Raw genomic sequence first — 13,778 nt, 5'->3', positions numbered from 1 at the left:
CTCCGGTCGCTCACGCCGCCTCCTCCGGCCGGGCGTCCCGGGCGCAGCGGAAGCCGCTGAAGATCTGCCGCCGGATCGGGTAGTCCCAGTTGCGGAAGGTGCCCCGGCAGGCCGCCCGGTCAGTGCCGAACGAGCCGCCACGCAGCACCCGGTAGTCGTCGCCGAAGAAGACCTCGGAATACTCGCGGTACGGGAACGCGACGAAGCCGGGATGCCCCCGGAAGGTGGACGAGGTCCACTCCCAGACGTCCCCGATGAGCTGGTGCACGCCGAGCGGCGAGACGCCCGCCGGGTACGCGCCCACCGGCGCCGGCCACAGGTGCCGCTGCCCCAGGTTCGCGTGCCCGACCGTCGGGTCGTCATCGCCCCACGGGTAGCGGCGGGAGCGCCCGGCCGCGGGGTCCCAGCGGGCCGCCTTCTCCCACTCCGCCTCGGTGGGTAGGCGCATGCCGGCCCAGGCCGCGTACGCCTCCGCCTCGTACCAGCAGACGTGCACCACCGGCTCGTCGTCGCGCACCGGCGACCAGCGGCCGAACCGGCGGTACGCCCAGCCGTCGCCGTCCCGCCGCCAGTGCATCGGCGCGCTCAGCTCCGCGTCGACGCGGTGTCGCCAGCCCGCCACGCTCCACCAGCGCGGCTCGTCGTACCCGCCGTCGGCGATGAAGGCGCGGTACTGGCCGTTGGTGACCGGCGCGGCGTCGATGACGTACGCGGGCAGGTCCACGGTGTGCGCGGGGCGCTCGTTGTCCAGTGCCCACGAGTCGGTCGAGGTGCCCATGGTGAACGGCCCGGCCGGCACCAGCACCTCGCCGCCGACCCGGATGAGCGGCTCGGGCGGTGGTGGCGCGTCCAGCACCGGCGCCCCGGCGCGCAGCTGGTGGGTGGCCAGCATAGTCTCGTCGTGCTGCTGCTCGTGCTGCACGATCATCCCGAACGCGAAGCCGTCCGCCAGCAGCCGCCGATCGGTGAACCGGATCCCATCGAGCAGGTCGTACACCTTGTCCCGGACGGTGCGCACGTAGGCCCGGGCCTCGGCCGGGGGCAGCAGGGGCAGCGCGGGGCGGTCCTTGCGGGGCTGCTTGAACGCGTCGTACAGGTCGTCGATGTCGCGACGTACCGGATCGCGACCGCCGACGTCGCGCACCAGCCAGAGCTCCTCCTGGTTGCCGACGTGGGCCAGGTCCCAGACCAGCGGGGACATCAGGGTGGAGTGTTGCCGGATCAGGTCGTCGTCGTCCACCGCGTCGGTCAGCAGCGAGGTGCGGCCCCGGGTGCGGTCCAGCTCCGCCGCGATCCGGCTGCGCAGCTGCTCGCTGTCCGTACCCGGCCGCTCGGTCGTGGTCACCGGTGTCCCCTCCCCGCGGCGACGCGGCGCCGCATGATTCCTCGACTCGTCTCCTCGTGGATCCCGGCCGGCAGGTCCAGCTCGGGCAGGGCCGCCAGGGCCAGGTCGAACAGGGCCGTAGCGGCGGCAGCCAGCGGGCCGTCGTCGAGCCCGTGCCGGGCCGCGGCATGCCAGCGGTCGGCGACCCGGGCGGCGACGGCCAGCGCGTCCCTGGTGGTGGCCGGCTCGGCGAACAGCGCGGCCAGCACGGCCAGCGGCACCGTCCACTCCCGTCGTGGCTGGGCGTCCAGGTAGCGCACCTCCAGGTAGCCGCGCGGGCGTACCGGCGGGAAGAGCGTGCTGACGTGGTACTCCAGGTCCTCGGTGGTCGGCGGGCGGGGCAGCGCCCCGGCCAGCCAGTCGGCGAAGGTGACCCCCGGCGGCGGGGTCCAGTCCGGGCCGTCACCGCGAATGCACAGCAGTGGCGCGGCGAGCGCGTACTCGGTCCACGCGGTGAGCGGGTCACGGTCGGGCGAAACGGGCGACCAGACCGGCCGGGTCCGGGCCGGGTCGATGGCCAGCCAGGCGGCCATCCGGGCGGAGGCCCAGCCGGTACGCCGGCCGGCGTACCGGTCCGCGGTGGCGAACGCGGCCAGCAGCGGCGGACCGACGGCGTGGGCCGTGGCCCACCGCTGCGCCAGTTGCTCCGGCTCGCCCGCGTCAAGGCAGACCTGCAGGCTGGCCGTGCTGTACATCATGACCCGACCGGCCGGGCCGTGCCGGTCGAAGACGCAGCGCATGGCCTGGTAGCGGGGGGTTTCCACGACGGAGCGCGGGATCCGCCAGGGATCCAGGCCGGTATGGCCGAGAGCGAGGCCGGCGGCGTCCAGCGCGGCGGTCAGCTCGGCGACGTCGGCCTCGGTGGCCAGGATGAGCGCGGCGATCGACGGTCGCGGCGCGGAGGAGATTTCCACCTGCCCGCCCGGCTCCACGGTCACGGCGCCGCCGTGCCGGAGCCTCTCGGCCGGGCTGGTGGGATCGATGGTGACGGGGCTGTGCCGCCCCAGCGCCCGGTGCAACCGCGCGCGGTCGACCGGGCGGGCCGGGTCCGCGGCGTCGTGCACCGTCCATTCCAGCTCGACGCCGGTGAGCGTGGGCGGACCGGTCTTGAAGCAGATCCTGGCCATGTGCCGGGCGGCGGCGGCCTCGTCCGGCAGGACGGTCGCCCGGTCCAGCTCCGGTGACATCACCAAGAGAAGGCTCCTCTCCCCGTGCGGGGGTGGGCGACCACGGTGTCGACGGGCGCCCCCACCGTCGCGGGTCGGGCGTCCGCGGTCCCACCCATCTTCTGTCTAGCAGACGGATCCCGCCCGCCGAGGGCGATGAATTTTTGTCCGGATTCGGGTGCGGCCGATGCCGGTAGGGTCAGCCGCCGACGCCTGGCCTCTGCACCGCCGGGTTGCCCACACCGGACATGCCGCTACCCGATTTGCCGCTGTTCGCCTTACCGCTGTTCGACTTACCGCTGTTCGATTTGGCGCTGTTCGAATTGTCCGGGCCCCCGGCGGACGTGGTCGCGCCGTCGGCCCCGGACGACGCGCCGGCGGACCCGAACTTGGCAGGCGCACCGGACGACTTTGCGGGCGCAGCGGATGACGTGGCAGGGGCGCCGGACGACGTGGCGGAGGCATCTGGGGACGGCTTCGGGGCCCGTTCCGGGACGAGCCGGAGGCAGAAGTCCTCCACCTGGTCCGCGCCGCCCGCCGTGGCGACCAGGTCGGCGAAGCCCGGCGACTCCAGCGCCTTGGCCCGCTGCGGTGGCGACTTGGCCAGGTAGGCCTTGCAGTGGCCGGCCAGCTTGCCGGCGCCGGCCGGCTGGCCCGGCCCGTCGGTCGGGGTCGGGGCGGCACCGGTGGTCGGGGCTTGGCCGGGAGTTCCGGTGCCGGTCGGGCTCCCGCCCTGGGACCCCGTCGGCGCCGCCGCGCTCTCCCCGCCGGTGCTGCCCGACGTGCTCGGGGCCGGTGGCGGCGCCGGTTGGTCGGGCCGGTCGAGGCTCACCGCGGCGAACGCGACCCCGGCGGTGGCGGTGGTGGCGAGCCCGGCCAGCCAGGCCGCCGCGCCGACGCGGAGGCGTCCCGGCCGACGAGGCGCGAGCGCCGGCGCCGGTACGGGTGCCGCGCGGGCCGCCCGGAACGCGGCGAGCGCCTGTTCCTCGCCGGACAGCTCGCCCGGCTCGGCGGGAGCTGCCGCCGCGACGAGCAGGTGGGCGAGCGGATCGGCGGTCGGCTGGCGGCCGGCACGGGCCGTGTCGAGAAGACGGTCGGACTCCGCCCGGTCGGCGGGTCCGACGGATCGGTGAAACCTCATCCAGATTCCCCTCACGTCATCCGTCTGCCGGCTCGGCCTTGGGCGCATTCGCCGCCGCTCGTCCCCGGCCGGTACGGGGGCGGGGTGGGGTGGCCTGTTCGGTCCGGTTGGACGGCTGGTGCACGTCGGAGCGTTCCAGGAGCGCGGCGAGGCGCCGGAGCCCCCGGTGTGCAGCGGTACGGACGGCGCCCGCCCGCCGGCCCAGCACCCGCCCGGCGGTCTCCGCGTCGAGCCCGATCACGGCGCGCAGCAGCACCGCCTCCGCCTCCCGCTGCGGCAGGGTGGCGATCAGCGCGAGCGCGCTCTCGGTGCCGATGGTCTCCCCGGCGCGCTCGGCGGTGTCGGCGTCCCCGGCCAGCTCGCTGAGCGCCTGCACCGGCACCGGCAGGGACGGCCGCCGGCGCTGCCGGCGGAGGTGGTCCATGGCGCGGTTGCGGGCGATGGTGACCGTCCAGGCGCGGAACTCCCCACCGGCGAAGCCGGGCAGGTCGCGGGAGATCTGCAGCCAGGCCTCGGAGGCGACGTCCTCGGCGTCCGCGCCGACCAGGGCGGTGAGGTAGCGCAGCAGGCCGGGCTGCAGGCTGCGGTAGAGGAAGCGGAAGGCCTCCTCGTCGCCCGCCTGCGCTGCGGCAACCGCCTCGCTCAGCTCACCGGTCATGGATCCGCCATTTCCGTTCTCGGGACCGACGCCTGCCGGTGCGGCGTGCCCGATGCCCGTTCCGGTCCCGGTGACCGGACCCCACCCGCACCATCAGCCCCCCGCTGGCCTGATCGGCGCTCCGCGCGGAAACGTGCGGCGCGCGCATGGACACACGTGCCGCGAAGTACGGTCCGTCGGCGGACATACCGTACCCGCGTCATGGGGCGGCCCAGAGCCGGGCTAACGCTAGGAGCGGAGGCACCGGTGGACAAGCCGCCACTCGACCGGGAAAGAGTGAGAATTCTCTACGGGCGGCCACGGCGGGTCGATGTAACGAAGAGCACCGCCAGAACGCTGCGGACCGACCGCTGCTCGAGTCAGGCCGGTCAACGCGGACAAACCAAGCGTGGAGCGGCGATTCCTGGCCGATCGTACCCGACCCGTCACGGTCCGCCATTCGACACCCGGGGCCGCTGGCCGTTCGACGGAGGACGGTCGGACCGCCCACGCGCCCCGACGGGAGAGATCGCGGGAAATACTTCCGGGCACCACTGGGTACGGTATGGAGGTGTTGTCTTCGGAGGTCGTGCTCAGCGGTCGGTACCGCCTGGATGACCGTGTCGCCACCGGCGGCATGGGTGACGTCTGGCGTGCCACCGACCTGGTGCTGGGCCGTCGGGTCGCGGTGAAGGTCCTGCTTCCCGCGCTGGTTTCCGACCCCGATTTCATCGCCCGCTTCCGCGCCGAGGCGCGGATCATGGCGTCCCTGCGTCACCCGGGCGTCGTCCAGGTCTTCGACTGCGGCGAGGACGAGCTGCCCGACGGCGGCCGGGCCGACTACCTGGTCATGGAGTTCGTCGACGGCGAGCCGCTCTCCCGGCGGATCCAGGAGGCCGGCCAGCTCGAGGTCGCCGAGACGATGTCCATCGTGGCGCAGGTGGCCCAGGCCCTGCACGGGGCGCACACCCGGGGCATCGTCCACCGGGATGTGAAGCCGAGCAACCTGCTGGTGCAGCAGGACGGCACGGTCGTGCTGGTCGACTTCGGCGTGGCCCGGTCGACCAACGTCACCAGCATCACCAGCGCCAACGCCGTGCCCGGCACCGCGCTCTACATGGCACCCGAGCAGGCGGCCGGCCGGCCGGTCTCCGGCGCAACCGACATCTACGCGCTCGGCGCCGTCGCCCACTGCTGCCTCACCGGCAGCCCGCCGTTCACCGGCGACAGCCCGCTGCAGGTGGCGGTCCGGCACCTGGACGACGAGCCGCCGGAGCTGCCGGCGGACATCCCGCAGCCGGTCCGCGACCTGGTCGCCCGGGCTCTCGCCAAGGGCCCGGCAGACCGCTTCCCGGACGGCGCGGCGATGGCTGCGGCGGCCCGGGCGGCCATGGCCGGGGCACCGACCGCGACGGTACCGGTGACGCTGCGCGGGGCGGTCGGACCGGCCCCCGGCCGGGACGACCTGACCGTCGCGGCGCCCCTGGCCACGGTGGCGCCCGCCGGCCGCCGGACCCGGCGCGGGACCCTGGTCGGCGCGCTGGCCGCGGTGCTGGTCGCCCTGGCCGCCCTGGGCGCGGCGCTCGGCGCGGCGCGGAACACGGGCGAGCCGGGCATCACCATCGAGAGCACCCCGCCGGCCGTCGCGCCCAGCGACGACGCGGAGTCGCCGGCGGTAACCGAGACCAGCCCCGACGAGGGCACGCGGCCGCGCCGGCCGGCCCGGCCGGATAACAGCCCCTCGGCCACGGCGACCCCGACCCCCACCCCGTCCTTGACCGCGTCCGTGGAGCCGTCGGCGTCCGAAGCGCCGCCGAGCGCCTCGACATCACCGCCGACGGAGCCCAGCCCGACCGGCTCGCCGTCGGAAGGCCAGCCGTCACCGAGCGACAGCGCCAGCACGCAGACCAACGTCAAAACGGATCAACAGCCCCGCGCGGGCGGCTGATCCGCCGAACGCAGGCGAGCGCACCGGGGCAACCCAGCCGGACCGGCCCCGCATCCGCTGCGGGACCGGCTCGGCGTTCCGGGTCCGTTCCCGGTCACTCCGCGCCCAGCGCCTCCACCACCGGCCGGGACAGCGCGCGCCGGGCCGGGAGGACGGAGGCGGCCAGCGCGGCCAGCACCGCCACGCCGAGGATCAGGGCGATCCGCGCCGGCGGCAGCACCAGGATGAAGCTGCCGCCCACCCGGGCCACCACGGCCATCGCGCCGGCGGCGACCGCGGTGCCGAGGGCGACGCCGAGCACCGCGCCGACCAGCGCGATGAGCACCGCCTCGACGGCCAGCGCGGCCCGCATGCCGCGCCGGGTCAGCCCCACCGCCCGCAGCACCGCGTTCTCCCGGGTGCGTTCCACCACGGACAGGGTCAGCGTGTTGGCCACCCCGACCAGGGCGATGACCACCGCCAGGCCGAGCAACGCGGTGACGAAGCCCAGCACCATGTCCACCGTGCCGGTGAGCATCTTCTTGTACGCCGCCTGGTCCATCAGGTTGACCGTCGGGTAGTCGGCCAGCACCTGGGTGAGCGCCGCCTTCGCGGTCGCCGGGGCGACCCCCGGCGCCGGGTCCACCTCGGCGAGGTAGCCGCGCTGCGCCGGGAAGAGCCGGGTGAAGTCCGAGTCCACCACCTCGACCACGTACCCGGCCGGGACCGGGCTGCCGGCCAGCGGGGCGTCGTCGGCGTGCACCACCGCGGCGATCCGGAACTGCCGGCCGGCGAGGGTGACGTTCTCCCCGACCGTCCAGCCGCGTGCCGTGGCCAACTCCCGGTGCACCAGCACCGCGCCGGGCCCGAGCTCGCCCACGTCGCCGGCGTCGACGCCGGTCAGCGTCCGGCGCACCAGCGCCGGGTGCGCCGCGCGCAGCTGCACCCCGTCGGCCACCCGGCTGCGCTGCTCGTGCACCACGCCCAGCTCGGGGCGGGCGGCCAGCGCGCCGGCCAGCGGGGCGGGCAGGTCGCCACCGATGCCGGTCACCACGAAGTCCACCCCGACCTCGGCGTCGACCCCGTCCTCGATGCCCCGCTTGGCGCTGGCCGCGCCGACCACGAAGGCGGTGACCAGCCCGATCCCGATCACCAGCGCGGTCGCGGTGGCGGCGACCCGGCGTGGGTTACGGACGGCGTTGGCGACGGCCAGCCCGGCGGTCGCGCCGAGCAGCGGGCGCACCGGCCGGCCGAGCAGGCGGACCAGCGCCGGCACCAGCACCGGCCCGAACAGCACGATGCCGAAGAAGGCCAGCACCCCGCCGAGCGCGACCAGCGCCACCTGGCCGGAAGCGCCGGCGCCGAGCAGGGCGGCCACGCCGCCAGCGAGCACCAGCGCACCGGCCGCGAGCCGGATCCGGCCCGCCCGCCGGGCCGGCTGCACGGCCGCGTCGGTCAGCGCCGCCACCGGCGCGATCCGGGTGCCCTGCCAGCTCGGCACCGCGGCGGCACCGACGGTGATCAGGGTGCCGAGGAGGAGGCAGAGCAGCACGGTCGCGGGGCTCATCGTGAGCGGGCCGCCCGCCGGCGCGCCCTGGGCGGACATCAGGGCGTCCAGTCCGACGGCCAGACCGACCCCGGCCAGCACCCCGGCGGCCGACGCGACCAGCCCGGTCACCGCCGCCTCCAGCAGGGTGGCCCGGAACACCTGGCCACGGGTGGCCCCGACCAGCCGGAGCAACGCGGTACGCCGGGTGCGCTGGGCCAGCACGATGGCGAAGGTGTTGGCGATGACGAAGCCGGACACCACCACGGCCACCGCGGCGAAGGTGAGCAGGAAGGCGCTGAACTGCCGCAGGTTCCGTACGCCGTCCTCCACGGCCTCGTCGAGGATCCGCTGCCGGTCCTTGACCACCACCCCGGGGCCGGCCGCCGCGCGGACCCGCTCGACGAGCGTGGCGCGGTCCACCCCGGGCCGGGCGGCGACGAGGATCCGGTCGTACCCGCGCTGGCCGCTGACGGCGAGAGCGTCGACGCCGGCCAGCCCGATGTACGGCCCGCCGACGTCCCGGGAGGTGCCGTCCACGTCGACGGTGCCGACCAGGGTGTACGGCCGGGCCGCCCCGGTGGCCCCGCCCACGCCGACCGGCGAGCCGAGCCGGAAGCCCTGTTCGGCGACGGTCGGCGCGTCGAGGACAAGCTCGCCCGGGCGCTGCGGCAGCCGGCCGGCGACCACGTCGTACGACTGCACTACCGGGTCGGTGGGGACGGCGGCGAGGACGGCGTAGCCGAGCACCGGGCGGCCGTCGGCGCCGACGACCCCGCCCGAGCCGAGCAGTTCGCCACCGGCGGCGGCCACCCCGTCGACGGCCCGCACCCGGTCCACCAGAGCGGGTGGCAGCGGCTTGTCGTCCTGGCCGTACACGCCGAGATCGGTGTGCCGGTCGAAGGTGCCGGCGCGGGCGTACGCCCCGGCGCGGATGCCGTCGGTGAAGATCAGGGTGCCGGCGACGAAGGCGACCCCGAGGACGATCGCCAGCGAGGAGAGCAGCAGGCGCAGCCAGTCGGCGCGGACCTGGCGCAGGGTCAGGCGCAGCATTCCGGTCACCGCCCCACCCGACGGCGCGAGGGCGCCGGCCGGGTCGAGGCGGGTGAGCGCCTCACGCACCTGCCCGACGGTGGGCCGGACCAGCTCGTCCACCACCCGGCCGTCGGCGAGGAAGACCACCCGGTCGGCGTAGCCGGCGGCCACCGGATCGTGGGTCACCATGACCACGGTCTGGCCGAGGGTGTCGACCGCCTCGCGGAGCAGGCGCAGCACCTCCGCACCGGAGCGGGAGTCGAGGTTGCCGGTGGGCTCGTCGGCGAACAGCACCCAGGGGCGGGTGATCAGCGCGCGGGCCACCGCCACCCGCTGCTGCTGGCCGCCGGAGAGCTCGGCCGGCCGGTGCCCGAGACGGTCGGTCAGGCCGACCGCGGCCACCACCTGCCGCAGCCAGGCCGAATCGGGCCGGCGGCCGGCGATGGCCAGCGGCAGCACGATGTTCTCCTCGGCGGTGAGGGTCGGCAGCAGGTTGAACTTCTGGAAGACGAAGCCGATCCGCTCCCGGCGCAGCAGGGTCAGCCGGCGATCGTCGAGCCGGGCCAGGTCGGCGTCGCCGATCCGTACCGTGCCGGCGGAGGGCCGGTCGAGGCCGGCGAGGCAGTGCATGAGGGTGGACTTGCCGGAGCCGGAGGGGCCCATCACGGCGGTGAAGCGGCCGGCGGCGAGGTCGAGGTCGACGCCGTCGAGGGCGACGACGCGGGACTGCGCGGAGCCGTACTCCTTGCGCAGGCCTCGGGCGGTGACGGCGACGCCGGTGGTCGTGGGTGCGACGGACACGTGTTGCTCCCGTGTGGAGACGTTCATCTGACGCCTCCGACGCTATGCGCGACACCGCCCTGTCGATCTCCACCTGCGCGCTCGATCCTGGTACGCCGGCGGTCGCCCCGGACCGGGTGGACCCGTACGCCCCAGGTCGTACGCCGGGTCAGCCGCCCGGCGTGACCAGCCCACTCTCATACGCCAGCACCACCGCCTGCACCCGGTCGCGGAGCTGGAGCTTGGCCAGGATCCGGCCGACGTGGGTCTTCACCGTCGCCTCCGCGACGTGCACCCGGCCGGCGATCTCGGCGTTGGACAGCCCCTCCGCCACCAGCAGCAAGATCTCCCGCTCACGTTCGGTGAGCTGGGCGAGCCGCGGGTCCTCGGTGGGAGCCGGGCCGAGCTGGCCGGCGAACCGGTCGAGCAGCCGCCGGGTGATCGACGGGGCGACCACCGAGTCACCCTCGGCGACCACCCGGATCGCGGCGAGCAGCTCCTCCGGCGGGACGTTCTTGAGCAGGAACCCGCTGGCCCCCGCCTGGAGCGCGGCGAACGCGTCGGCCTCGGTGTCGAAGGTGGTGAGCACCAGCACCCGGGGCCGCCCGGCAGGCGGCCGGGCGCAGATCCGCCGGGTCGCCTCCACCCCGTCCATGGTCGGCATCCGCAGGTCCATGACGACCACGTCGGCCTCGACCCGGTCCAGCACGCGCAGCGCGTCCGCGCCGTCGATCGCCTCGCCGACCACCGCCAGGTCGGGCTGGGAGTCCAGCACCATCCGGAACCCCGCGCGCACCAGCGCCTGGTCGTCGACGATCACCACCCGGACGGTCATGCCGCCTTCCCTTCCTCCGCACCGGGTGCCGACGGTAGCGGCAGCCGCGCCTCGACCCGCCATCCCCCGGCCAGCGCGGAACCGGCGGTGAGGCTGCCGTCGTACACCCCGACCCGCTCGCGCATGCCGACCAGGCCGTGCCCGCCGGACGGCGCCGGACGGACCACCGGCCGGCCACGACCGTCGTCGACCGCCCGGACCACCACGGCGTCCGCGGACCAGTCCAGGCTCAGCTCGACGGACGCACCCACCCCGGCATGCTTGAGCGCGTTGGTCAGCGACTCCTGCACCACCCGGTAGACGGTCAGCTCCAGGCCCGGCGGCAGGGGCACCGCCGCGCCGGTGGCGGCGCAGCTCACCCGCAGGCCGGCGGCGCGGAAGCGGTCCAGCAGGTGGGGCAGTTCGACCAGCGCCGGCCGGCGGTGCGCCGGCTCGGCGGACAACTCGCCGCCGGGCGCGTCCGGCACGGCCGCCGGCTCCGGCCGGCTCGGCTCCCGCAGTACGCCCACCAGCCGGCGCATCTCCTCCAGCGCCTGCCGGCCGGTGTCCGCCACCACCTTGGCCGCCTCCCGGGCCGTCGCCGGATCCCGGTCGATGGTGAACCGCACCCCGTCCGCCTGCACGATCATCACCGCCATGCTGTGCGCCACCACGTCGTGCAGCTCCCGGGCGATCCGGGTGCGCTCCTCGGCCACCGCCGCCCGGGCCTCGGCCTCCCGCTCCCGTTCCAGGGTGCTGGCCCGCTCCTCCAGGCTCAGCACGTAGAGCCGGCGGGTCCGCACGTTCAGCCCCATCAGCCACACCGCACCGGTGACCAGCCCGAAGTAGATCGCGCTGGCCCACCAGGCGGCCGGCCCGCGCACCTGGAGCGCGGCCAGCACCACGCCGGCCGCGGCCACCACCCCGGCGAGCACCCCGTCACGGAGCCGGTCGGCGTACTTGACCACGCTGTAGAGGGCGATCAGCACGCCGACGTCGTAGCCCAGCGGCCCCCAGCCGACGATCACCTGGGTGAGCGCGAGCGCGGCCACCACCGCGGCCACCGCCGTCGGGTGGGTACGCCGGAACAGCAGGACCAGCGCCATCACGATCCCGACGCCGGTGGCCTTCCAGCCACCCGGCTGGGCGACGCCCCCGGCGACGGCGAAGAGCGCCACCAGCCCGGAGACGGCGGCGTCGAAGGCGACGCTGCGTAGCGGGCGCCCGAAGATGATGCGGTCCACGGTCACCCAGCGTACGGGGTAGGTCGACCATCGATGCTCACCGCTACTGCGCGGCGACGCTCGCCACGTGGCGCCCGCCCCAGGTTCAACGCGCGCCCGGCCCCAGGCCGGTCGGGCCCGGTCGTCAGCTCATCGCCAGCCGGTAGCTGCGCTCGCCGCCGCCCGCGGCGGTGACCAGCCGCACCTCGCCCGACTTCAGGCCGTACACCACCGACCAGCGGGTGTGTGCCTGCCGGACCGAGCCGAGCAGCCGGAGCGCGCTCGGCGCGTCCACGGTCCCGCCGGCCCGGTCCAGCGCCTCGGCCAGCACGCCGTACCGGTGGTCGCGCCGCAGGTCCCGGTCGGCCACCCCGACGGCCGGCACGTTGGTCAACGCCTGCCACGCGCCCCGGCCCTTCTCGGCCCGCATCTCACCGTCGACGAACTCGACCACGGCGGACGCCCCGGTGGCGTCGGCGAGCAGGTAGTGCAGCGGCGGGCCGCCGTCGAAGTCCAGGTTGTAGCGGCCGAACACGGCGATCGCCTCGTCCACCGTGGCGGCCCCGTCGAGCACCAGCCGCAGGATGCGTACGGAGCCCACGGTCGGCCGGCCCGGCACCGGGCGCGCTGTCGCGCCGTCGTCGGCGGCCAGCCCCACGGCCAGGCCGCGCTCGTTCATCCCGTCGAAGGGCAGCAGCGGCGCGTTGAGCAGCCGCCGGTCCCCCGCCGGGTCGGCGCCGACGCCGAGGTACGAGATGTCCACCACGGAGATCGAGGCGTACCCGTCCGGCGGGTCGGTCCGCAGCACCAGGGCCGGGTTCGGGTCCCAGTCGAAGTTGCGGGCGAACAGCGGCCGGGTCCGGTCGCCGAGCGCGGCGAACAGCGAGCAGCCGAACGGGCTCGCCTCGGGGGTACCGGAGATGCCGACCGTCGGGTCGTAGTCCCCGACGTAGGTCATCTCGTACAGCGGCAGGTCGTCCACCCGGCGGAGACTGGCCAGGGTCCGCTCGACCTGGCCGGCGTCCTGCCGGGAGGCGGTCGGGGTGCCGGCCGGGGACGCCGCCGGGGTCCGTTGGCTGGCGGCGCAGCCGGTGCCGGCGAGCAGCAGGGCGAGACCGGTGGCGAGCAACGTCCTCCGCATGCCACCGACGCTAGAGAAGGCAGCGACAGTTGTCCATCGGATCAGACGGCGGGGATCCGGGCCAGCTGCTCGTCGATCGCCTCGGGGGTGAGGGCGGGGCGACCGCCGGGGTGACCCACCGTCGCGCCGGCCGCGGCGACCGCGTGCCGGGCCACCCGCTCGTACGGCTCGCCGCGGAGCAGGCTGACGGTGAGCGCCGCGACGAAGGCGTCCCCGGCACCGGTGGTGTCCACCGTGGGCGTGTCGCTGATCGGCACGAAACGTTCCCCGTCCGGCCAGACGAAGGCGTTCCCCTCCCCCGCCACCTCGACCGCAACCAGCGACGGCCCCCGGGCGAGCAGCTCCCGGCCCGCCCGCAGCCCCGTCCCGGCGTCCTTCGGCGGGTCGCCCACGATCAGCTCGACCTCCCGCGCGTCGGCCCGCAGCACGTCGGCCAGGGCGAGCAACTCCGTCGCGCCCGCCGGGTCCGCCGGCGCGCCGTCCAGCACCACCAGCCGGTCGGCCTCGCGGGCGCACCGGGCCGCCGCGAGCGCCGCCGGCAGCGGCTGCTGGAGTTGCACGAGCACGGCGCGGGCCGCCGAGAGCACCTCGGCCGCGCCGGTCACATCGGCCTCGGTCAGCAGGGTCGCCTCGGGGATGTCCTCCAGGTAGCGCCAGTGGGCGTCGGCGTCCACCACGTCGACGATCAGCGCGCTGGGGGTGCCCGCCCGGCGCAGCACGGGGGCCACGTCGATGCCGTCGCTGCGGGCCTGACCCAGGAGCCGGTCGCCGACCTCGTCCTCGCCGACCACGCCCAGCAGCCCGGGCCGGACGCCGAGCTGGGCCAGCCCGACGGCTTGGTTGGCCCCCTTGCCGCCGAGCAGTTCCCGGCGGCGGCGCACCGGGGCCGTACGGGACGGGCCGGGCACCTCGTCCACCACGAGGACGAGATCCCGGCACACCTGTCCCACCACCAGCGCGTCCAGTCCGGCCATGCCCGGTGAT

Annotated in this window: 10 protein-coding genes and 1 pseudogene; 1 reads left to right on the top strand and 10 read right to left on the bottom strand. The window is 75.6% G+C overall.

The features are described 5' to 3' along the window. Nucleotides 1-10 precede the first annotated feature (10 nt). From egtB to A6A27_RS05445, 4 genes are all read right to left on the bottom strand, one after another. Nucleotides 11-1,345, bottom strand: coding sequence for an ergothioneine biosynthesis protein EgtB (egtB, locus tag A6A27_RS05460; RefSeq protein WP_073833423.1), 1,335 nt, complete (start codon nt 1,343-1,345; stop codon nt 11-13). After that, nucleotides 1,342-2,577 (bottom strand): ergothioneine biosynthesis glutamate--cysteine ligase EgtA, encoded by a 1,236-nt coding sequence (gene egtA, locus A6A27_RS05455; protein WP_073833421.1) that lies wholly within the window; start codon nt 2,575-2,577, stop codon nt 1,342-1,344. The genes egtB and egtA overlap by 4 nt, the downstream gene beginning before the upstream one ends. A gap of 172 nt (nt 2,578-2,749) precedes the next feature. Then, complete coding sequence (locus tag A6A27_RS05450; protein ID WP_073833420.1) at nt 2,750-3,691, bottom strand: hypothetical protein; 942 nt, start codon at nt 3,689-3,691, stop codon at nt 2,750-2,752. Between the two features lie 16 nt (nt 3,692-3,707). Beyond that, complete coding sequence (locus A6A27_RS05445; RefSeq protein WP_073833418.1) at nt 3,708-4,349, bottom strand: RNA polymerase sigma factor; 642 nt, start codon at nt 4,347-4,349, stop codon at nt 3,708-3,710. 550 nt (nt 4,350-4,899) lie between these two features. Here A6A27_RS05445 and A6A27_RS05440 point away from each other — a divergent pair. Next, a complete protein-coding gene (locus tag A6A27_RS05440) occupies nt 4,900-6,276 on the top strand; it encodes a serine/threonine-protein kinase (RefSeq protein WP_198940204.1) in 1,377 nt (458 codons plus the stop codon). A gap of 94 nt (nt 6,277-6,370) precedes the next feature. On the opposite strand, the gene A6A27_RS05435 is transcribed toward A6A27_RS05440, so the two are convergent. The 6 genes and pseudogenes from A6A27_RS05435 to A6A27_RS05410 all read right to left on the bottom strand — a co-directional run bounded on the left by A6A27_RS05435 (nt 6,371) and on the right by A6A27_RS05410 (nt 13,768). After that, complete coding sequence (locus A6A27_RS05435) at nt 6,371-8,854, bottom strand: ABC transporter permease (protein WP_073833572.1); 2,484 nt, start codon at nt 8,852-8,854, stop codon at nt 6,371-6,373. An 18-nt stretch (nt 8,855-8,872) separates the two neighbouring features. Then, nucleotides 8,873-9,664, bottom strand: a pseudogene (locus A6A27_RS42895) (ABC transporter ATP-binding protein); the annotation flags it as partial. A gap of 121 nt (nt 9,665-9,785) precedes the next feature. Further along, nucleotides 9,786-10,451 (bottom strand): response regulator, encoded by a 666-nt coding sequence (locus A6A27_RS05425; RefSeq protein WP_073833415.1) that lies wholly within the window; start codon nt 10,449-10,451, stop codon nt 9,786-9,788. After that, on the bottom strand, nt 10,448-11,680 hold the full coding sequence (locus A6A27_RS05420) for a sensor histidine kinase (RefSeq protein WP_073833414.1): 1,233 nt from the start codon (nt 11,678-11,680) through the stop codon (nt 10,448-10,450). The genes A6A27_RS05425 and A6A27_RS05420 overlap by 4 nt, the downstream gene beginning before the upstream one ends. Before the next feature lie 118 nt (nt 11,681-11,798). After that, nucleotides 11,799-12,794 carry a carcinine hydrolase/isopenicillin-N N-acyltransferase family protein gene (locus tag A6A27_RS05415; RefSeq protein ID WP_073833412.1) on the bottom strand — a complete coding sequence of 332 codons (996 nt, stop codon included), beginning with the start codon at nt 12,792-12,794 and terminating at the stop codon, nt 11,799-11,801. A 41-nt stretch (nt 12,795-12,835) separates the two neighbouring features. Next, nucleotides 12,836-13,768, bottom strand: a complete 933-nt coding sequence (locus tag A6A27_RS05410; RefSeq protein ID WP_073833411.1) for a PfkB family carbohydrate kinase — start codon at nt 13,766-13,768, stop codon at nt 12,836-12,838. Nucleotides 13,769-13,778: the final 10 nt, after the last annotated feature.

Source organism: Micromonospora sp. CB01531 (assembly GCF_001905095.1).
Lineage (GTDB): Bacteria > Actinomycetota > Actinomycetes > Mycobacteriales > Micromonosporaceae > Micromonospora.
The sequence above is the reverse complement of the archived record's forward strand: the minus strand, read 5'-3'. Positions and strand labels throughout refer to the sequence as shown.

What these genes read in the sequence shown, in the direction of transcription:
- A6A27_RS05450 (WP_073833420.1), bottom strand. Translation starts at nt 3,691, where the DNA reads ATGAGGTTTCACCGATCCGTCGGACCCGCCGACCGGGCGGAGTCCGAC.
- A6A27_RS05445 (WP_073833418.1), bottom strand. Translation starts at nt 4,349, where the DNA reads ATGACCGGTGAGCTGAGCGAGGCGGTTGCCGCAGCGCAGGCGGGCGAC.
- A6A27_RS05435 (WP_073833572.1), bottom strand. Translation starts at nt 8,854, where the DNA reads ATGCTGCGCCTGACCCTGCGCCAGGTCCGCGCCGACTGGCTGCGCCTG.
- A6A27_RS05425 (WP_073833415.1), bottom strand. Translation starts at nt 10,451, where the DNA reads ATGACCGTCCGGGTGGTGATCGTCGACGACCAGGCGCTGGTGCGCGCG.
- A6A27_RS05415 (WP_073833412.1), bottom strand. Translation starts at nt 12,794, where the DNA reads ATGCGGAGGACGTTGCTCGCCACCGGTCTCGCCCTGCTGCTCGCCGGC.
- A6A27_RS05410 (WP_073833411.1), bottom strand. Translation starts at nt 13,768, where the DNA reads ATGGCCGGACTGGACGCGCTGGTGGTGGGACAGGTGTGCCGGGATCTC.